The following is an 18,069-nucleotide window of genomic DNA, read 5'->3' as shown; positions in this document are numbered from 1 at the left end:
GGCTGGTGGCGCGTTTCGGACCTGGGCGACGGGACGGCGCTTTGACGCACGGCCGGGTGTGTCGAACAGGTGTGGGGACTGTCAGGAATTTCGTGTGCGGGCGGCCATAGTGGACCCGACGGAGGTTCCGATGGCACGACGCAAAGCACCCCGTATCCCTGATGCGCTCCTGGACCAGCTGCTGGCCGGGGCTGATCCGAAGACGGCGTTCGAGGCCGATGGCCTGCTGGACGAGTTGAAGAAGGCCCTGGCCGAGCGGGCGCTCAACGCCGAGATGGACCACCATCTGGCGGGCGAGGACGCTGGTAACACGCGCAACGGCTACGGTCGCAAGACGGTCACGACCGAGACTGGCCGGATCGAGCTGGCGATCCCCCGCGACCGGCAGGCGACGTTCGACCCGCAACTGATCGCCCGGTATCAGCGCCGTTTTCCCGGCTTCGACGACAAGATTGTGTCGATGTACGCGCGCGGCATGAGCACCCGAGAGATCGTCGGGCACCTGCGCGAGCTCTACGGCATCGAGGTCTCACCCGACTTGATCAGCGCCGTGACCGACGCGGTGCTGGAGGAGGTCGCCGCCTGGCAAGCCCGGCCGCTGGAGCCGGTCTATCCGATCGTGTTCTTCGACGCCCTGCGGATCAAGGTGCGTGACGAGGGCGTGGTCCGCAACAAGGCCGTGCACATCGCGCTGGGCGTGCGCGCCGACGGCTCCAAGGAGATCCTCGGCCTGTGGCTGGAGCAGAACGAGGGCGCCAAGTTCTGGTTGCGGGTCATGAACGAGCTCCGGAACCGCGGCGTCGAGGACGTGCTGCTGGCCGTGGTCGATGGCCTGAAGGGCTTCCCCGATGCGATCCGGGCGGTGTTCCCCGAGGCGCTGGTCCAGACCTGCATCGTCCATCTGCTTCGCCACAGCCTCGACTTCGTCTCCTACAAGGATCGCAAGGCCGTGGCGGGGGCGCTGAAGGACATCTACCGCGCACTCGATGCCGCGGCTGGCGAGGCAGCTTTGGCGGCCTTCGAGGCGGGCGAATGGGGTCGGCGCTACCCGGCCATCGCCCAGAGCTGGCGACGGGCCTGGGGCGAGGTGATCCCGTTCTACGGCTTCCCCGGCGAGGTGCGCCGGATCCTGTACACGACGAACGCCATCGAGGCTCTGAACGCCACGCTGCGCCGGGCTGTGCGCGCCCGCGGGCACTTCCCGAGCGACGAGGCCGCGCTGAAGCTGCTCTACCTGGTCTTGAACCGCTCCGAGAAGGCGTGGAAGATGGGCCCGCGTGAATGGGTCATGGCCAAAGCGCAGTTCGCCGTCATCTTCGGCGAGCGCTTCACCCGGGCCATGGCGGCCTGATGTTCAACCCGCCGCCCGCACACGGAATTCCTGACAGTCCCACAGGTGTGACGCCAGCTACATCTCAACCACCCCCCTCTACCTGTGCCTGCCCCAGGCGCACCTACCATCCGCACCGCCGCTCCCTTTCGCCCCCGGCCGTACGCCTCCGCCGGCCTCCCCAGTGGCGAATCGCCGTCCAGTAGCCGGCCCCCCGCTCCGCGCCGGCCGCCGTTCATCCCTTCGCTCGTTCCGGGAACCCCGTCCCGGCCGCACCCCCGCGACCGCCACAGGGTACCCCGAACATGCACGTCACTATTCCCCTTCCGCCATCGCGCACCGACACCACCAACCTCAATGATGCCTACGGCATCCCCGCCGCGCTTAGCCCCACCGCCCGCGTGATCCTCGACCCGTCCGGCCTCGGCGCACCCCCGCCCCATTTGCCGCTGATCCCCGAGGCCGCCCGCCGCCGCCGGCACGTGTTCGTCCCTGCCGATCACCGCTTCAAGGCCGCCGCCCGCTTCCTTCAAGGCCTGTGGCGCGAAGACCGCGACCTGCCGATCGGCACGCAAATCGACCAAGCCAACCCACACCGGGTCCGCCGCCTCGGCTCGCGCATCTCGATCGCTGCCGGCCGCACTGGGGCCAACTTCATGACGCCCGACATCGCCGCGGTGGCCGCTCGCGCGCTGGCCTACCGCGAGCCCGGCGCCGCCTACGACGTCGGCCGCCTGCGCACCAACCTACTGTCCTCCCAGCCGCTGGCCTTCAACCTGTTCGGCCCGCTCGTCGCCGACTCCACGCTCGCCACCCGTTTCGTCGCCGAATTGCTGCCCGGCACGCTGGCCCAGGTCACCAACATCTTGTTCGAACACAGCCCCGGCCGCGGTGACCCGCGCTTCACCGCCGACCGCACCGCCTTCGACGTCGTCATTCGGGGCACCACCGCGACCGGCGCCCGGGCGTTGATCTGCATCGAGATGAAGTACAGCGAAGCCGGCCACGAGCCCGCGCCGCCACCCCACCCGCGCTACGCCGAGATCGCGCGCACGACGCCCGCCCTGTTCGTGGATCCAGACGACCCCACGATGACCGGCCCGGCCTGCCAGCAACTCTACCGCCAGCACTGCCTCGCGAGTGCGATGCTCGCCACCGGCCTCGCCGACACAGTCACGCTCGCGTTCATCGCCCCCGCGCACAACCAACTCGCACACGCGGCCGCCGCAACTTACAACTGCCAGCTAACGGACCCGGCCGCCGGCCCGATCCCGTTCGTCCCGCTCACACTGGAGCACGCGTTCACCGCGCTGGCAGCTACCGGCCTACCCGCGCACGCGGCCGCGCTTCATCGCCGCTACACCGACTGGTGGCTCCTCGACGGTGAGCTCGAACTCGCGGCCGGGGCCGCCGCAGACGCCCCCGCTGCTGAGGCATTGGCAGCGCCCGCGCGCCTGCCGACCGTTGACACCACCAGCGCGACCAAGCCGTTCAACCGTTCACGACCGCAGCGCACTCGGCCCGCGACCCGGACCCTCACCGCTGCTTGACAGGACAATATACAAGCCACGATCCGAGCCGGCGGCAATTATATGCTACCGGCTCGACCCTGTTCTGACGCACACTCGCGCCGTCGCGCATGCTTGGGTGACGTCAGCCTGCCCACGCAGGCACATCTCTGGTTCTGCGCGGTTCGTGAGCGGTGCAAGTATTTGAAACTTGAGAGTTGTCGCCGTCTCGGTTCTACACAAAAGCGGCCTAATCCAAGATCAGCGAGCTGCAGCTCAGCCCCGCCGTGACAACCGCCCATTTCGAGTCGTCGCCATCGCCGTCACCAGCACCCGAAGCGCTCATCCGTTAAGAGCCCTGGGCTTCGAGACGGCGGAGGAGTACGGCTGCCTCGTCATCCAATCGCGATGGCCTTGCCCGACGTCGGTAAGCGCCGGGATCAAGGCGTGTGATTCGGCGGGAAGCCTCGCGGCTTCAAAGGCGATTTCGGCCCTAATCGAACGGGGTCAGGTAATTCGGGCAGGCGACGCTGCCGAGGTTTTCTGCGATCTCGAACCGGCCGAGCCACCGACCGACAGCCTCGGCGAGATGCTCCTCCAGAAGCGAGGCCGCCCCACGCGCATCGCCGTCGAGCACATGATTTAGGACGGCGAGGTGCTCCTGCAGGGCACGCTCGATCTTGTGCATCGGGATCCCGAGGATCGGGTCGATCAGGTGCCGCGTCGGGCCGAACAGGAAATGCGTGGGTTTGAGGGCTTGAATCAACTCCTCGTTCCCCGAATAGCCGAGAAGATCGCGATGCAGGTCGGTCTCAGCCCGATCGAAATCCCCCCCGTCGATCGCGGGCCGGGCCAGCGTCGCCTGGATATGCGCCCTCGCCTGCCGGAGCAGGGCCGTCGGAACGCGCGGCGCGGCCTCGGCCAGCAAGGCCGGTTCGAGCAGCCGCCGTAGCTCGTAGAGATTGCGGATCCGCTGCGGCGTCACCCGGCGGGCCACCCAGTGCCCACCGACGTCCTTGGTGACGAGGCCCACGCCGTCCATGCGGGCAAGAAGGTCGCGCGTCACCGTCCGGCTCACGCCGTAGTGCTGCGCGAGCCGCAAGTCATTGATGCGGAGCGAGTGAAACAGAATCTGCGCGTAGAGTTCCTGCTCCACCACCCCGTACAGGGTTTCCCATCGGCGCTGATGGGGCATCGGCGCCGGATCGAGCAGCGGTGCCGCATTCCCCTGCCCGGCTGCAGCAGTGCCGGCAACCTTGTAGCCACGCGCCCCGTCCTCGAAGACGAGTCGCTCCGCCGCCAGGGCATTCAGGGCGCCGCGGGCCGGTGAGCGGCTGACGCTAAACGTTCGGGCAAGCTGCGACTCGAGTAGCCGGGTACCCGGCTCGATGCGCCCCTCCGCAATCCCCGCCTTGAGGTGGGCATAGATCCGGTCCTGCAGCGAGACCGCGGGCGATGAGGCGAGCGGCACTCGCCGGTCGGCCTCGTCCCCTACCCCGCCGCCCCGCGGCGGCCTCCGGTCCATCGTCATACCCTTCTCCCGGGAACGGCCGTGGGGCGGCGGGATGGAATCTGCACCCGGTACCGGCGATTGACACTGATGTACACTGGATGCAGTGTACGTTCCAACAAGGGCGATCGGTGATGCTGTCCTGCTGGCCTCCCGACTTGAACCAGCTAGAGAGGGGCGAAACGTCGGGGCTGCTCGTCGTCGGAGACTGGTCCGACGAGGCATGGGATGCTCCCAAGCATGACTCACCACACGGGCCGGTGAGTGCTGTCGATGCCGTCGTTTGCCGGCCGGCGACGTGAAACAACGGGCCGATCAGCGGCGCGACTGCCATCTCCATTGTTCCTTTGCGCAGCGGAGCCCGATGAGCATCGCTGCCGAGGCCGCAGCGTCATCCAGGAGATCACCGTGTACGACGTCAAGAAGATGTTCGGCGATTACGAGATGCATCCGAACAGCGGGGTCAATCCGCAATACGCGCCGGCCTATCCAGTCGAATGGGAGTGCGCGTTGCGGACCGTCGAGGTCATGACCCGGGTCGATCAGGCGAAGGTTACTGCCCTGCTCGCCGACACCCCGTTCGAACTCATCAATGACCGGGTCGCCTTCCGCTTCATGGCCTCGCCAGGACATACCTTATCGCTTCATCAAGGGCGCATGTTCGACCTCATGGTGACGGTCGCGGTCCACTACGAAGGATTGTTTACCCAGACGCATCTCTACATGTATTGCAGCGATCCGATGGGGATCGCGGCCGGGCGCGAACTCTTCGGCTATACCAAGAAGGATTGCACCTACGCGTTCGACGAGCCGCAGGACGGATCGATCTCTGGCCGGGTCGACCGCCGTGGCGGTCCGCTCGCGCAGTTCCAATTTACACCCGACCCGGATGCACCGGTGGTGCGCCTCGTCGACGCCGACGAGCAGCCGGGCGGCGAGATCCACGTCCGCCGCCTCCCGCATCCGGAGCGCCTCGAGACGGCCTATGCCGACATCGTCTATCGGCGCACGCCCCTCGCCTATTCCGAGCCGCGCCCCGGGCGGGCCACCATGACGCTGATCCCATCCGCGTTCGATCCGATCGCGGCGCTGGAGCCCGAGATCCTGTCGGCGCAGTTTATGGTGTCCGACGTCTATGGCGGCGGCTTCGCGGTCGAGGACAGGCGCCTGCTCAAGCGGCTGATTCCGTAGCGCCCGCGCCGTCCCCCGCACCGGAATCGATCATCACGGTAGAGGATACGATGCCATCGACGGCCTTTAGCGCGCGCCTGATTGGCCGCCGGACATTCCTGGCCGGTGGCGTCGGCGCCGCAGTCCTGGGACCGACCCGCCTCAGGGCTGACCCGGTGAGACCAGTGAGGATCGGCGTCCTGACCGACATGTCCAGCCTCTACGCGGATTGCACGGGCCAAGGCTCGGTCCTCGCCACGCAGATGGCCGCGGAAGATCTCGGTGCCGACCGTTCGCTTCCCATCGAAATCCTCAGCGCCGATCACCAGAACAAGGCCGACGTTGCCGCGGCGATCGCTCGCAAGTGGATCGATCAGGACGGGGTCGACGTCATTACCGATGTCCCGAACTCGGCCGTCGCCCTGGCGGTCGGCAGCGTGGTGCGCGACAAGAACAAGGTGATGCTGGCCTCGGGCCCCTCCTCCTCTGACTTGACCGGCAAAGCCTGCTCGCCGAACACGATCCACTGGACCTACGACACCTACGCACTCGCGACCGGCGCCGCGACGGCGGTGGTCGCGTCCGGCGCGCGTTCGTGGTTCACCTTGACGGCCGACTACGCCTTCGGCCACGCGATGGAGGGCGATGTCAGGCGCGTGGTCGAGCGGAGCGGAGGCAAGGTCATCGGCGGCGTGCGGACGCCGATCAATACGCCCGATTTCTCCTCCTTCCTGCTCCAGGCGCAAGGATCGGGGGCTCAGGTTGTCGGCCTCATCAATGCCGGGGGTGATACGATCAACTCGATCAAGCAGGCCGTCGAGTTCGGCATCCCGGCGGGCGGTCAGAAACTCGTGGCGACGGTCCTCTACATCACCGACGTCCACTCCCTCGGCCTTGAGACTGCGAAGGGGCTGCAATTCACCGAGGCCTTCTACTGGGACCTGAACGAGGGGACCCGTGGCTGGACGAAGCGCTTCGTCCCGAAAAACCGCGATCGCTACCCGAGCGCGCTGCATGCCGGCGCCTATGCCTCGGTCCTCCACTACCTGCGCGCCGTTCAGTCACTCGGCAGTGCGCTCGACGGCCGAGCTGTCGTCACTCGGATGAAGGAGATGCCGACCGAGGATCCGCTGTTTGGCAACGGCTCGATTCGAGCCGACGGCCGGAAGCTCCATCCGATGTATCTGTTCGAAGTGAAGGGCCCGGCCGATTCGAGGTACCCGTGGGACTACTACAAGGTGGTGCAATCGATCCCGGCCGACGTCGTGTGGCGTCCGCTCAGTGACGGCGGCTGCTCGCTGGTCAAGGCGTGAGCGTCGCGCTCATCACCGGCGGCGGGGGCGGCCTCGGCCGTGCCATCGCCCTTCGGCTCGCTCAAGGGGGCGCCGATATTGGGCTGGCCGACCATGATCCCAGCTCGGGCGCGGAGACCGCACGGCTGGTCGAGGCCACGGGTCGGCGCGCTCTATTCGTTCGAACGGACGTATCTGACGGCGCCGGAGTCGCCGCCTGCGTCGCTGTCGTCGAACGCGATCTCGGACCGATCACAGCCTTTGTCAGCAATGCGGGCATCGAGGGCGTCGTCTTACCGATTGATGAATATCCGGACGACGTCTTCGACCGGGTCCTCGCCGTCAACGCCAAGGGTACGTTCTTGGGCCTGAAGCATGTTCTCGGCCGGATGCGCCAGCGTGGCACCGGGTCGATCGTCACCATCGCCTCCACCTCCGCGATCCGGGGCCGGGCCGGTCTATCGGGATACGTGGCGGCCAAGCATGCTATCCTCGGGCTGACCCGTGTGGCGGCACTTGACGCCGAGGGAACGGGGGTCCGGGTGAACGCTGTCTTACCCGGCCCGATTGACACTCGCATGATCCACTCGCTCGATGCGCAGGCTCACGGCTCCGGTGTGGCGATCAGGAGGGCGGGACAGCCGACCTACGGCAAGCCCGCCGATGTCGCGAACGTCGTCGCGTTCCTCCTGTCCGACGAAGCCGCGCACGTGAATGGGGCTGCCCTCACAGTCGACGCTGCTGCCAGCGTTCTATGAGCGAAGGGCATATGGTTGATCGAACTGCCCAGGCGGGGGAGTGTAAGCTTCGCGAGGACGCCTACGGGGCGGCTTTGATGGCGGCGCGGCCTGCGATCCCGACATGCCCGTGCACGGCTGGGCGCGGACCTGGGCGGCGTACGTGGCCTCGTGTTCGATCCGGTAAAGGCGTAGATTGAGGCGCTCAGACGCTGATTTCAGTGAAGACCAGGGTAAGCAAACTGTTCGCTAACTGTGCACAAGTGCACGGATTGCTGTGATCCCGCCGCTATCGGCCGGCGTTCTACTGGCGCATTCACTGGAAACGGCCGCCATGCTGATCTTCACCCTCTCACCGGACAAATGGTGGACGTGCGTGTGCCGCGGCCAAACCCCCGGCTCGCCTGAGCCTGGGCTGGGCCCAACCCCAATTCCAGCAAGAGGCGAGCTTGCATGGCCCAGCCATGAGCCAGACGCGCCGCTGTCCATCGGCTGCAACAGCCCGTCGGCATAGCGTTGCTCCAAGCCAACAGCCGAAGCGCTCTCATGACGCTCACCGATCTCGACAAGCCCGCCGAACTCACCCTGCAGCGCAGTCACGCGCCGGCCTGCACGGTCGACGCGCGCAGCTTTTCGACCTTTCGCGCGGCCCTGGCTGTGGCGCGCGCCGCGGCGTCATCGTTGAAGTTGCCACCGGTCGAGGTTCGGCGCCTGGGGGGACAGTGCCACAAGAGTGACCTGTTCGGTATTTTGGGGCGAGCCAATTGCGAGGTTACTGCATGGTAGCGGCTATGGGTAGCCGGAAGGCCAGATTCGGGGAGCTGACAGGCGCGGGCGGGAGGTCACCCACCGCCGAATGCGGTCGGACGCGGTTGTACGTGGTCTACCAAAGACCGATCACGATTTGCGCTTCTTTCAGCGAGTAGAGATCTCCTGGCGCAGGTACTCGTCGGTAGCTTTGCTCGGAGACATACGCCCTTCTTACAGGCTAGCGCCAAATTCTTGCCCTGGGCCGTCTGCATCTCACTCTGGCGCAGCTTCAGCACGACCTGCTCTGCACTCGGCTTGTGACCTCGCCGCATGTCCGAGTCCTCTAGTCCTGGCTGATCCTCGCAATCAGCCCGGTCCAAAGCCAGCCGGTCAGGTCATCGATAGAGAGCACTACTGCTTAGGAGCAGGGGCAGGCGGCTGCGGCGATGCCCCCGGCTGGCCAGGCGCTTGCGGGATCGAGTTCGACGGAGCAACCGGAGGCTGGCTCTGCCCCGGGCCCAGCGATCCTTGATCGTTCTGCAGGGTCTGGTTCGCCTTGCTCTGGATCTGGTCGGCCGTTTGCTGGCTGACGAGGCCGTAGGAGACGGCTGCCGCGAGCGCGATGGCGACGACCGCGCCGATGATCGTCTTCGTCAGCTTAGGCGACATCGAAGCCCCACACTCTTCGTCAGCTTAGGCGACATCGAAGTCCCACACTCTTCGTGATCTTCCCGCCTTCGGCGCCTCTTCCATAAGTCGGCAGATCGGGATCAGTGCCGCAGAGGCGGCGCGACGCCTGTGAAGGGCGCCATGCCGTCCGCTTCGACCATCGCGGTGAAGGCCGCATAGGCCTCTTGGTCCGTCGCGAAGGTTTGAGCCCAGGCTGTGGGGCGACCAGACGACAGGTCGACCACGACGAGCTGCCAGGGATCCTGTGTGCCGGCATAGCGGTAGATCTCGACATCGACGGTCTCGCCACCGCGGCTGAAGGAGCCGGATAACGAAGAATGCTCGAAGTCGCGGTCGTCATCCATCGGCGGCAGGCTCATAGGGTTAGGCCGTCCTACTCGGCTGCCTCAGCCTTTTCGCGGTCGTCCTGATCATCCTCTGTGGCGACTTCGTCCGACGCGCCCGCCGGAGCACCAGCGCGGTACTTATCTCCGTGTCGCTCCAACTCGCCGCTGTTGGACATCACGCTGAGATACGTGTTCAGGGTGTTGGCGGCCACATCTGTCAGGTGCTCGGCGATCTGGGCGTGCGTCAGGCCCTCAGAGCCAGCCTCCTCAAGCAGCGCCTTCAGCCGCCCCTTGGCTGAGTTGGCCCGCGGTCCTCGCGGTCCGCGGCTCGCACGCGGTTGATCCTCGCCCGCGGCAGCGCGGCGGCGCTTTGGTTGGTCGTCGGCCGGCTCCTCCAGCGGCGTGCCCTCAACGATCGATGCGAGCGATCGCTCGGCTTGGCGGAGCTTCGTCAACTCGGCGCTGACCCGCTCGTACTCAGCCTCAAGGGTTGCGCGCTGATGCCTCACGCTGGCCAGAGCCTTCGCGAGCGTGTCGTCATTTGCCATCGGTGTGCCAGCTTCTCTGTTCTGGAGGGCAAAGCCTTCGGTCGCGGTCGTAATTCGTATCATCGCGCTCCCTCAGGATCCTTGCGGTGCCAGATATAACCCCTGGTCGGCGAGCCAGTCCGAAGGGCCCTCCTTTCCACGGAGGCTCGTGAAGGTCGATCAGTACCAGTCGTCGTCATCGGCCGGCGACCCGGGCGGCAGAGGTCCATCACCGATCACACCAGGATCGCCGTAGTTGAAGGGAGGTCCGTCGAAGCCGACGACGCCATCTGGGTTGTCAGGCGTCACGTTCGGATCGATCCTCTGGCCGGCGTCGTCACGGCCGAGGCGCTGGTCGAGGCGATCCATGCGCTGGAGATCGCGTTGGATCGGGATATCCTGCTGAGCCTGAGCGAGGGATACGGGAGCTGCGGCAGTCAGCAGCAGCGTAATCAGCACAATACGGATCATTTCAGTTAGCCCTACGCCTTCAGGTGCTCGGTGAGAACGTCGCGGAACACCTGAGTAGAGTGAGTTCGGGATTGAACTTCGTCATCTTCGATGCGGCCAACCCACGATTCTCCTCGCGGGTTGGCTGCAGGGCCGCCTGCACGAACGTCCGGCGGCCCTGTCGTCGGCAGCCTGCGGGATTTGCAGGCCACTATGTCCTCTGTGCGGTAGTAACCCCCTTCAAGATACCGAGCGACGGCTGGCACTGGCGAGCAGGAGGAGCAGGAACGAGGCGGCGGTTAGGAGAGTCGAGATGGCCGCGATGGTCGGATCAATTTCGTCACGCAGCGAAGTAAACATTCGCTTAGTCAATGTTTGGTTCTCGCCACCCGAGATAAAAATGGCCACCACCGTCTCGTCGAGCGCTGAGATGAAGGCAAAAAGCGCCCCTGAGATGACGCTTGGGCGGATCTGCGGGAGAGTAACCGTCAGGAAGGCGCGGAGCCGGTTCATCCCGAGGCTGCGCGCAGCCATCTCCTGGGCCGGGTCAAAACCGCGCAGACCTGCCAGCACCGAGGTGACGACGTAGGGCGTCCCGAGCATGATGTTGGCCAGGATCAACCCCGGCATCGAAGCCACGAGCCCAATCTTGGCGAACACGAAGAAGACGCCGACCGCGACGATGATCACCGGCACGACGAGCGGCAGCAGCAGCAGGACCGAGAGACGCCTCAGGAGCTTTGATCGCGTTGCGTTGAGCGCGTAGGCGGCCGCCGTGCCGATCACGGTGGAACCGAGCGCGGTCGAGACTGCCAGGATCAGGCTCACCTGCGCGGCCTGGATCCAGCCGGGGTTGCCGAAGAACGCCTGGTACCAGCGCAGCGAGTAGGCTGGGGGCGGAAAGGTCAAAAAGCGCGAGTCCGAGAAGGACATCGGCACGACGATCAGGACCGGCACGACCAGGAAGGCGAGAATTAGTACGACGGCCGTACCGAGCAGGATGCGGGGAAGGAGCGCGGTCTTCATCGCGCACCCATGATCCGCTCGAGCGGGACGAGGCGTGAGGCGACCCAGAACAGCAGGCCGACGCAGGCGAGGAGGATAACACTAATCGAGCTCGCCGCACCCCACTGATCGTAGAGTTCGACGTTGCGGCCGACCAGCATCGAAATCATGAAGGTCCGCCCGCCACCCAGCAACTCCGGCGTGATGTAGAAACCGAGCGCGAGCACGAAGACGAGGACTCCGCCCGCGACGACGCCCGGCATCGACAACGGTAGAAACACGTGCCTGAAGACGTGCGCGGGGCTGCCGCCGAGGGTGGCCCCCGCGAGCATCAGCTCGGGCGGGATGCGCTGCATCGTGGCGTAGAGTGGCAGCACCATGAATGGCAGCAGGATGTGCACCGTGGCCAACACCGTGCCGAACTCATTGTTGATCAGCGTCAGCGGCGTGTCGATCAGTCCGCTCCCTTGCAGCAGGGCGTTCACCAGTCCGCGGCGCTGCAGCAGCACCATCCAGGCATAGGCCCGCACGAGCACGCTGACCCAGAACGGCAGGACCACGAGGGCAAGCACCAGCGGGCGCCAGCGCGGGTGCATGATGGCCGCCGCGTAGGCGACCGGGTAGCCGAGCAGCAGCGTGAGCGCGGTCACAGTCGCGGCGATGCGGAAGGTCAGAAGGAACGAGCGGGCATAGATCTCCTCGGTGAAGATCCGCCGATAGTTCTCCAGCGTCAGCCCGTCGTGCCAGACCGACTGGAAGATGAGCCATGCCAGGGGCACAAGCAGCAGAAGGCTGACCAGGAGTAGCGCCGGGGCGAGCAGCAGAAGAACGAGCCGTTGTTCGCCGCGCTCATATCGAAGGAATGCTGCCTGATCGGCCATGGTCGCCCCTCTGTGGGTATCTCTCAAGACATGCCCACGTGGGACCGGTGGGCGGCTACCCGCCAGGATGGGGGACACTCAGGAGACGCCGCACCGGTCTCAGGCCGCGTAGCGCAAGTGGAAACGCTGGACTGCACGGCGACCGTGATCAATCGGTACGGGCGCACTCACTTCCTCTGCACGAAGTCGGCCCAGCGCCGCAGCGTGGCATCGCCGGCCTCCGAGGTCCACCACTCGGCCGAGAGCAGGGCCTGCTTCGCGGCGTTGTCAGGTGCGCTCGGCAGTTTGGCCGCGAGGCTCGCCGTGATGACGCCCGTGTCGAAGGCGGTGGGGTTGCCCGGACCGTAGGGGATCTGCAGCGGAAGCGCGGCTTGGAGCTTGGGCGATATTGCCTCGTTCACGAACCTAATGGCCGTCGCGGCATTCGGCGCGTTCTTCAGAATGCACAGCGAGGTTGACTGCAGGATTCCCTGGTTGAAAGTGTAGTCCACCGGCGCCCCGGCCTCCACAACCGCCGTGACACGCCCATTCCAGGCCATCTCCATGTCGACCTCGCCGCTCTGCAGCAACTGGGCCGACTGCCCTCCCGACGTCCACCACACCACGATGGCGGGCTTGATTTCCTCGAGCTTCTTGAAGGCGCGATCGACATCGAGCGGGTAGAGCTTGTCAGGTGCGACCCCGTCGGCCATCAGCGCCGCCTCCAGCGTCGCGAATGGATGGTTCCGTAGGGCGCGAGCGCCGGGAAATCGTTTCACATCCCAGAAATCTACCCAGCTCCGTGGCGGGTTCTTGCCGTATCTCTCCGTCGAATAGGCCAGGACGCTTGAGTAAAACTCGTAGGGCACAGAGTAGGGCGTCTTGTACGCGGACGGGATCGTGGCCGCGTTCGGGATCTTGCTGAAATCGAGGGGTTCGATAAAGCCGGCTTTGCCGCCGCGCAAACAGTCCTGTGTGGGTGTGTCGATCACGTCCCAGGTCGGCTTGCCGGTCCCCGCCTGGGTCCGGACCAGCGGCCACGCGTCGGGTGCGCTGTCCTGATTGATACGGATCCCGAGAGTCTTAGCCGCTGGGTCGAGGATGGCGACGGTTTGCGCCTGCTGGTAGGCGCCCCCCTGCGACACGAAAGTGATTTGGTCCTGTGCTCGCGCGGTCGCGAAGGGGGCGAGCGCGGCCGCGGCCAGCAATCCCGGTCGCAGCATGGCTTTGCGTAGCGAAGTCATCGTCGAGCTTCCCCTTCTCTCCGGTCGATCGAATCAGCGTCCGATGGTGTCGAGGAACTGATACCAGCCCGCAACGACACGCACGGCGGGCTCGCGCAGCGCGTAGAACGGCACCGGACGAAAGTGATGCGCACCGAGCAGCGCCACGTCCGGTGTCTCCCCCCGGGCGAAGTCGGCGGCGTACCGGCCGAGCAGGGTCGACATCGCTACGCCCGCGCCGTTGTAGCCCACGGCGAAGCTGACGCGATCGTCGAGACGCCCGACATGGGGCAGCGCGTCGAGGGTCATGCCCACGAGGCCGGACCAGCGATAGGCGATCGGCGTCGCGGCGAGCGACGGGAACACCCGGACCATCGCGGCGCGCAGAGTGGTAAACGCCACTTCAGAATCGGTCTTCCCGAAGGCGCCGCGGCCTCCGAAGATCAGCCTGTCATCCGTGACCCGGAACCAGCGCATCATCCGGCGAGTCTCGGCGCAGATCCGGCGCCCGGGGACAATGGAGGCCAGCAGATTGCCCGTGAGTCGTTCAGTCGCCACCATCGCGCTGCGGAAGGGGATGAGCCGTGAGCGGAGGCGGGCCGTTGCCGGCGTCAGGTCCGAGTAGGCGTTGGTGGCGATGATCGCCTGACGGGCGCGGATAACGCCGCCGGGGGTCTCGACTAGGATGCCGCTGCGGTCGTGACCGAGCCGCAGCGCCGGGGTTTCCCCGTGAATCGCGATACCCGAGCCGGCAGCCGCTCGCGCGAGGCCGCGCACGTAGTCGAGCGGCTGGATCCCGCCCCCTTTCGTGGACAGGATGCCTCCGACGAAATCCTCGGAGCCGGTCTCGGCGCGGATCGCGTCACGCGAGAGCACGCTGGCCGAGCAATCGCCCATCTCCCGCTGCATCCATTCCATATCGGCCGCGGCTGCTGCGAGCGTGTGCGGATTATGGGCGCATTTCAGCTGCCCGACACGACTGTATCCGGCCTCGATGCCGTGTGCTTCCAGCAACTCCTCCACGAGGTCGACCGCCTCGTCGGCCAGTCTGTGCATGCTGCGCGCTACGTCCCGGCCGTGAGCGGTTGCCATGTCTCGGTAGGAGACCCGAAACTTGGCCGACACGACCCCGCCGTTGCGGCCGCTCGCCCCCCATCCGACCGCGTTCGCATCGATGACGACCGGCTGTTCGCCCGCGGCGGCGAGACGGAGCGCGGCCGAGAGACCGGTGTACCCGGCTCCGATCACCGCCACGTCCGCGCTTGTGTCCCGGTCGAGAGGGCCGAAGCCAGCCATCGGAGCGGCGGTCGCGGCCCAGAGCGAATCGACCCCAGGCCTGGGGAAGGGCTGCACGGTCAGGCCGCCTTTGCGGTGGTGGCCTGTGCCCCGCCGAAAGCGACGTCGACCGCATCGGCCAACGCCCCCAGGGTCGCGAAATGATAGTCTGGCTGGGTGACGACAGGCGGCTCCGGCGTTGCCCCCCAGCCCGACAGGCCCTGCCGCCGCTCGATCCAGCAAGTCGTGTAGCCGAGCTCTCGCGCGACGCCGATGTCGTGATACTGGCTCTGGGCGACATGCAGGATGTCGGCCTGCTTGTAGCCAAATGCCGATTGACGGCCGCGATTGTAGGCGAAGAATTGCGGATTGGGCTTGGCGACACCGGTATCGTCGTAGGTCGCACTGTCGTCGAACGGATTGCCGAGCGTGTGCGCGTAGAAGGAGAAAGCGACCCGATCGGCATTCGTCATGGCGACGAGGCGGTAGTGGCGCCGCAAGCGCTTCAGCGCGGCAGCGGAATCCTTGAACGCCGGCCACCGCAGGACGGACAGTTGGAAGGCGTCAGCAGCCTGATCGGTGACCGGGAAGCCGAGGTCGTGGGCGACGTGACGGTAGACGTCGGCGAAGACGACGCTCGACCGCTCGTAGTTCAGCTCGCGGCCGCGCAGGTAGGATTGGAAGATCTGATCGTCGCTCACCTCGTCGGCGTTCTTGCCGGAGAGGGTGCGCATCGCATTCAGCACGCCCGTCTCGAAGTCAATCAGGGTGCCGACCACGTCGAACGTCAGGAGCTTGAAGTCGGTTAGGGACATCGGTTGGTCCTTCTGTGTGCGGGAGAAAGGGATCAAGCCTCGTCTTCGGCCACGACAATCGTGTCCCGGGGGTGGAGGAGCACGGTGATTGGGTCACCGATCGCCGGAATCGCGAGGCGACCGAGGTAATGGGCTGGCTGTCGCAGGCTGACGCGCGCGCCGCCGTCGAGGGTCACGAAGACGCGTAAGCTCTCACCCTGGTAGATGACGTCGGCGACGCGCCCCGAGAGGCGGTTCAGGGCGGGGTCCTGCGGTCCCTCGGCCGGGCCCGCGACCATCAGCTTCTCGGTCTGGACCGCCAAGAGGAGGCGCGCGGCAGCCGGCAGCGGCTTGGCGCATCGTAGGGTCGTCCCCCCGACGGAGACGCCGTCGCCGCCGGCCCGCAGTGCGGGCAGGAGAGTCGCCTCTCCGATGAAGCTCGCGACGAAAGCAGTGGCAGGCCGGTCGTGCATACCCTCGGGCGTATCGACCTGGACGAGGCGACCGCCGCGCAAGATCGCGATCCGGTCGCTCATGGTGAGCGCCTCACGCTGATCGTGCGTAACGTAGACGATCGTTGCCTCGAGTCGGCGATGCAGGTGCCGCAACTCGATCTGCATCGACTCCCGAAGCTGCTTGTCGAGGGCCGAAAGCGGCTCGTCCATGAGGATCAACTTGGGGCGGAACACGAAGGCGCGGGCCAGGGCGACGCGCTGGCGCTGGCCGCCCGACAGCTGAGCGATCGAGCGGTCCTGATAGCCGCCGAGTTCGACCATCTCGAGCGCCCGCGCCACCCGTTCCGGCCACGTTGATTTCGGCTCGTGACGGGCGCGAAGCGGGAAGGCGACGTTCTCGCCGACGGTCAGATGCGGGAAGAGAGCGTAGTTCTGGAAGACGACGCCGATGTCGCGTTTGTGAGGCGGCAGGTACGTGACGTCGCGCGCGCCGAAACGAATGCTGCCAGAGGACGGCATGACGAAGCCGCCGAGCACCCCGAGCAACGTCGTCTTGCCCGAGCCCGACGGCCCGAGAAGAGAGACGAATTCACCCGGGTTGATGTCAAGGGATACGTCGTCGAGCGCCAGGAAGGTGCCGTAGCGCCGGCTCGCGTTGCGGATCGAGACGCCGACGCTGCCATCTGACATGTCTCGGGGACGACCCGATTGCATTATGGACTTCGCTTCGGCCATGACGCGCGACACATGCCTTTCCGGAGCGTGTGAGCGGATGACAGCCGCTCTGGATGATCCGACCGTTCAGCGGCAGCTGCAATTCATCGGACCACGCGACGGGAGAGGCTGCAAACGACAAATTCTCTGCCGCACCATTCCTTCAGGTTATGAGGCCGGAGACGCCGCTGGCTTCGGCGAGACCCAGATCGGGGTAGAGCGCGTCGATCGTCGCCAGATCGCCCCGGAGTTCTGTGACGATCCAATCCCTAACCGCCGCCGCCGATGCGCGCAGGGGACGAGCGCGCAGCCAGACCAGCTGACAGCGCCGCTCCGTGCGGATCAGATGGCGGGAGGCCGGGATGAGGTCGCCGACGCGCAGCCAATGGGAAGCGACGGTGATCCACCCTAGGGCCACCCCTTGGCCGAGCAGAGCCGCCTGAAGGACGATGGCGTAGTCGGAGAAGTGCAGGAAGGCGCGCCGTCCCGGCCAATCCGCCGCAGGCGCGTCCATCCGCTCGACCCAGCTCGGCGAGGACTCGCTCAGATTGATGAAGATGTCGTCGTGCGTGCGGTCGCGTTTCGTCTGGTAACCCGTGCTGCAGACCGGCAGCATCAGCTCGCGCATCAGGAAGACCGCCTCGTGGTCGAGATCTGGTCCGTCGACGAACCGCATGCCGAGATCGACCTCGTCCACGGGGCCGCGGATCGCACCGGGAATGAGCTGAAACCGAAAGTCGACGGCGGGAAAGGCCTCCTGTAGTTTGTCGATCCGTGGCATCAGCCAGTGCGTCGTGAACGCCGTGGAGAGCGACAGTGTGATCGTCTCGCGTCCGGTGCGCCGGACGTCGATCTCACGCAGGGCATCCTCGATGCCGCGAAATCCGCCCTTGATGCGCCGATAGAGCAGAACGCCCGCCTCGCTGAGCACCACGCCGTCTGCTACGCGCTCGAAGAGCTTGACGCCGAGATGGCGCTCGAGTTGCGCCAGTGTCTTGCTGACGGCCGGCTGGGTGACGTTCAGTTCCGCCGCCGCGTGTGTGAAACTGCCATGGCGCGCGGCGGCCTCGAAGACGAACAGCGCCCCTGTTGAGGGCAGCATCTTGCGAAGAAACGTCATGCGCTTCCCTAGACCGCTCTTGAGGGCTGGGCCACGATGCGTCCCTTACCAAGCGGTGATTGCTCCGGCCATCGGTGGCGGTCGCGCTTAACAGCAGCAAAGGGCGTCCAGCGACCGACCGGATAGGGTCGATTTGGTTGAAAACCCGGTGGCAGCGCCTCAAGCGTTATCTGAGGCGAAGCCCGGGAGAAAAATTGTTTCTCGCCGCCGATGCAACCCCACTGTCGCGGCGTATTCCGAGCAAAGCAGTAGTGGAGCCTTCTCCGGCCGACGCCCTTTGCGGCATTGCTTCGAATCGATCCCGTGTTTTTCAACACTGTCGACCCAAAGCAG

General features: G+C 66.1%; 18 protein-coding genes and 1 pseudogene. 6 read left to right on the top strand and 13 right to left on the bottom strand.

Annotated features, from left to right (window positions below; all coding sequences use genetic code 11):
• The first annotated feature begins 130 nt into the window (after nucleotides 1-130).
• Together MKK82_RS30260 and MKK82_RS30255 are read left to right on the top strand one after the other, a co-directional pair.
• The gene (locus MKK82_RS30260) at nucleotides 131-1,351 is read left to right on the top strand and encodes an IS256 family transposase (protein ID WP_243987792.1); all 1,221 of its coding nucleotides are present in this window, start codon (nucleotides 131-133) and stop codon (nucleotides 1,349-1,351) included.
• Nucleotides 1,352-1,731: 380 nt separating this feature from the next.
• Entirely contained in the window at nucleotides 1,732-2,880 is a 1,149-nt protein-coding gene (locus MKK82_RS30255; protein WP_243987790.1) for a PGN_0703 family putative restriction endonuclease, read from the top strand.
• A 451-nt stretch (nucleotides 2,881-3,331) separates the two neighbouring features.
• On the opposite strand, the gene MKK82_RS30250 is transcribed toward MKK82_RS30255, so the two are convergent.
• Nucleotides 3,332-4,369, bottom strand: a complete 1,038-nt coding sequence (locus MKK82_RS30250) for a GntR family transcriptional regulator (RefSeq protein ID WP_243987789.1) — start codon at nucleotides 4,367-4,369, stop codon at nucleotides 3,332-3,334.
• 252 nt (nucleotides 4,370-4,621) lie between these two features.
• Between MKK82_RS30250 and MKK82_RS30245 the strand changes: the two genes are divergently transcribed.
• The 4 genes from MKK82_RS30245 to MKK82_RS30230 all read left to right on the top strand — a co-directional run bounded on the left by MKK82_RS30245 (nucleotide 4,622) and on the right by MKK82_RS30230 (nucleotide 8,333).
• The gene (locus MKK82_RS30245; RefSeq protein ID WP_243987828.1) at nucleotides 4,622-5,539 is read left to right on the top strand and encodes an acetoacetate decarboxylase family protein; all 918 of its coding nucleotides are present in this window, start codon (nucleotides 4,622-4,624) and stop codon (nucleotides 5,537-5,539) included.
• A 50-nt stretch (nucleotides 5,540-5,589) separates the two neighbouring features.
• Complete coding sequence (locus MKK82_RS30240; RefSeq protein WP_243987788.1) at nucleotides 5,590-6,831, top strand: ABC transporter substrate-binding protein; 1,242 nt, start codon at nucleotides 5,590-5,592, stop codon at nucleotides 6,829-6,831.
• Nucleotides 6,828-7,568 (top strand): SDR family NAD(P)-dependent oxidoreductase, encoded by a 741-nt coding sequence (locus MKK82_RS30235; protein WP_243987787.1) that lies wholly within the window; start codon nucleotides 6,828-6,830, stop codon nucleotides 7,566-7,568. Before MKK82_RS30240 ends, MKK82_RS30235 begins: the two co-directional genes overlap by 4 nt.
• A 525-nt stretch (nucleotides 7,569-8,093) precedes the next feature.
• Nucleotides 8,094-8,333 carry a hypothetical protein gene (locus MKK82_RS30230; protein WP_243987786.1) on the top strand — a complete coding sequence of 80 codons (240 nt, stop codon included), beginning with the start codon at nucleotides 8,094-8,096 and terminating at the stop codon, nucleotides 8,331-8,333.
• Nucleotides 8,334-8,493: 160 nt separating this feature from the next.
• On the opposite strand, the pseudogene MKK82_RS34495 reads toward MKK82_RS30230, so the two are convergent.
• From MKK82_RS34495 to MKK82_RS30170, 12 genes and pseudogenes are all read right to left on the bottom strand, one after another.
• Nucleotides 8,494-8,629: pseudogene (locus MKK82_RS34495) on the bottom strand (IS3 family transposase); the annotation flags it as partial.
• A gap of 79 nt (nucleotides 8,630-8,708) precedes the next feature.
• A complete protein-coding gene (locus tag MKK82_RS30220) occupies nucleotides 8,709-8,966 on the bottom strand; it encodes a hypothetical protein (RefSeq protein WP_243987785.1) in 258 nt (85 codons plus the stop codon).
• Between the two features lie 101 nt (nucleotides 8,967-9,067).
• On the bottom strand, nucleotides 9,068-9,346 hold the full coding sequence (locus tag MKK82_RS30215; RefSeq protein WP_243987784.1) for a hypothetical protein: 279 nt from the start codon (nucleotides 9,344-9,346) through the stop codon (nucleotides 9,068-9,070).
• A gap of 14 nt (nucleotides 9,347-9,360) precedes the next feature.
• Nucleotides 9,361-9,861 (bottom strand): hypothetical protein, encoded by a 501-nt coding sequence (locus MKK82_RS30210; RefSeq protein WP_243987826.1) that lies wholly within the window; start codon nucleotides 9,859-9,861, stop codon nucleotides 9,361-9,363.
• A gap of 159 nt (nucleotides 9,862-10,020) precedes the next feature.
• A complete protein-coding gene (locus MKK82_RS30205) occupies nucleotides 10,021-10,311 on the bottom strand; it encodes a hypothetical protein (RefSeq protein WP_243987783.1) in 291 nt (96 codons plus the stop codon).
• A 219-nt stretch (nucleotides 10,312-10,530) separates the two neighbouring features.
• Entirely contained in the window at nucleotides 10,531-11,316 is a 786-nt protein-coding gene (locus MKK82_RS30200) for an ABC transporter permease (protein ID WP_243987782.1), read from the bottom strand.
• Nucleotides 11,313-12,176, bottom strand: coding sequence for an ABC transporter permease (locus MKK82_RS30195; protein WP_243987780.1), 864 nt, complete (start codon nucleotides 12,174-12,176; stop codon nucleotides 11,313-11,315). Before MKK82_RS30195 ends, MKK82_RS30200 begins: the two co-directional genes overlap by 4 nt.
• Nucleotides 12,177-12,343: 167 nt before the next feature.
• Nucleotides 12,344-13,399, bottom strand: coding sequence for an ABC transporter substrate-binding protein (locus MKK82_RS30190; RefSeq protein WP_243987779.1), 1,056 nt, complete (start codon nucleotides 13,397-13,399; stop codon nucleotides 12,344-12,346).
• 33 nt (nucleotides 13,400-13,432) lie between these two features.
• Nucleotides 13,433-14,674: an NAD(P)/FAD-dependent oxidoreductase gene (locus MKK82_RS30185; RefSeq protein ID WP_243987778.1), complete on the bottom strand. Its 1,242-nt coding sequence runs from the start codon at nucleotides 14,672-14,674 to the stop codon at nucleotides 13,433-13,435.
• 59 nt (nucleotides 14,675-14,733) lie between these two features.
• Entirely contained in the window at nucleotides 14,734-15,468 is a 735-nt protein-coding gene (locus MKK82_RS30180; RefSeq protein WP_243987777.1) for an HAD-IA family hydrolase, read from the bottom strand.
• 32 nt (nucleotides 15,469-15,500) lie between these two features.
• Complete coding sequence (locus tag MKK82_RS30175; protein WP_243987776.1) at nucleotides 15,501-16,592, bottom strand: ABC transporter ATP-binding protein; 1,092 nt, start codon at nucleotides 16,590-16,592, stop codon at nucleotides 15,501-15,503.
• A gap of 187 nt (nucleotides 16,593-16,779) precedes the next feature.
• Nucleotides 16,780-17,736: a LysR family transcriptional regulator gene (locus tag MKK82_RS30170; protein ID WP_243987775.1), complete on the bottom strand. Its 957-nt coding sequence runs from the start codon at nucleotides 17,734-17,736 to the stop codon at nucleotides 16,780-16,782.
• Nucleotides 17,737-18,069: the final 333 nt, after the last annotated feature.

This window comes from Methylobacterium sp. E-046 (genome assembly GCF_022829625.1).
In the GTDB taxonomy this organism is placed as follows: Bacteria; Pseudomonadota; Alphaproteobacteria; order Rhizobiales; family Beijerinckiaceae; genus Methylobacterium; species Methylobacterium longum.
This window is presented reverse-complemented; position numbering and strand designations above follow the sequence as displayed.

Excerpts from the sequence above, each read along its gene's own strand:
- MKK82_RS30260 (WP_243987792.1), top strand. The coding sequence starts at position 131 with ATGGCACGACGCAAAGCACCCCGTATCCCTGATGCGCTCCTGGACCAG.
- MKK82_RS30250 (WP_243987789.1), bottom strand. The coding sequence starts at position 4,369 with ATGACGATGGACCGGAGGCCGCCGCGGGGCGGCGGGGTAGGGGACGAG.
- MKK82_RS30245 (WP_243987828.1), top strand. The coding sequence starts at position 4,622 with ATGCCGTCGTTTGCCGGCCGGCGACGTGAAACAACGGGCCGATCAGCG.
- MKK82_RS30240 (WP_243987788.1), top strand. The coding sequence starts at position 5,590 with ATGCCATCGACGGCCTTTAGCGCGCGCCTGATTGGCCGCCGGACATTC.
- MKK82_RS30230 (WP_243987786.1), top strand. The coding sequence starts at position 8,094 with ATGACGCTCACCGATCTCGACAAGCCCGCCGAACTCACCCTGCAGCGC.
- MKK82_RS30220 (WP_243987785.1), bottom strand. The coding sequence starts at position 8,966 with ATGTCGCCTAAGCTGACGAAGACGATCATCGGCGCGGTCGTCGCCATC.
- MKK82_RS30215 (WP_243987784.1), bottom strand. The coding sequence starts at position 9,346 with ATGAGCCTGCCGCCGATGGATGACGACCGCGACTTCGAGCATTCTTCG.
- MKK82_RS30210 (WP_243987826.1), bottom strand. The coding sequence starts at position 9,861 with ATGGCAAATGACGACACGCTCGCGAAGGCTCTGGCCAGCGTGAGGCAT.
- MKK82_RS30205 (WP_243987783.1), bottom strand. The coding sequence starts at position 10,311 with ATGATCCGTATTGTGCTGATTACGCTGCTGCTGACTGCCGCAGCTCCC.
- MKK82_RS30200 (WP_243987782.1), bottom strand. The coding sequence starts at position 11,316 with ATGAAGACCGCGCTCCTTCCCCGCATCCTGCTCGGTACGGCCGTCGTA.
- MKK82_RS30195 (WP_243987780.1), bottom strand. The coding sequence starts at position 12,176 with ATGGCCGATCAGGCAGCATTCCTTCGATATGAGCGCGGCGAACAACGG.
- MKK82_RS30190 (WP_243987779.1), bottom strand. The coding sequence starts at position 13,399 with ATGACTTCGCTACGCAAAGCCATGCTGCGACCGGGATTGCTGGCCGCG.
- MKK82_RS30185 (WP_243987778.1), bottom strand. The coding sequence starts at position 14,674 with ATGGCTGGCTTCGGCCCTCTCGACCGGGACACAAGCGCGGACGTGGCG.
- MKK82_RS30180 (WP_243987777.1), bottom strand. The coding sequence starts at position 15,468 with ATGTCCCTAACCGACTTCAAGCTCCTGACGTTCGACGTGGTCGGCACC.
- MKK82_RS30175 (WP_243987776.1), bottom strand. The coding sequence starts at position 16,592 with ATGTCAGATGGCAGCGTCGGCGTCTCGATCCGCAACGCGAGCCGGCGC.
- MKK82_RS30170 (WP_243987775.1), bottom strand. The coding sequence starts at position 17,736 with ATGACGTTTCTTCGCAAGATGCTGCCCTCAACAGGGGCGCTGTTCGTC.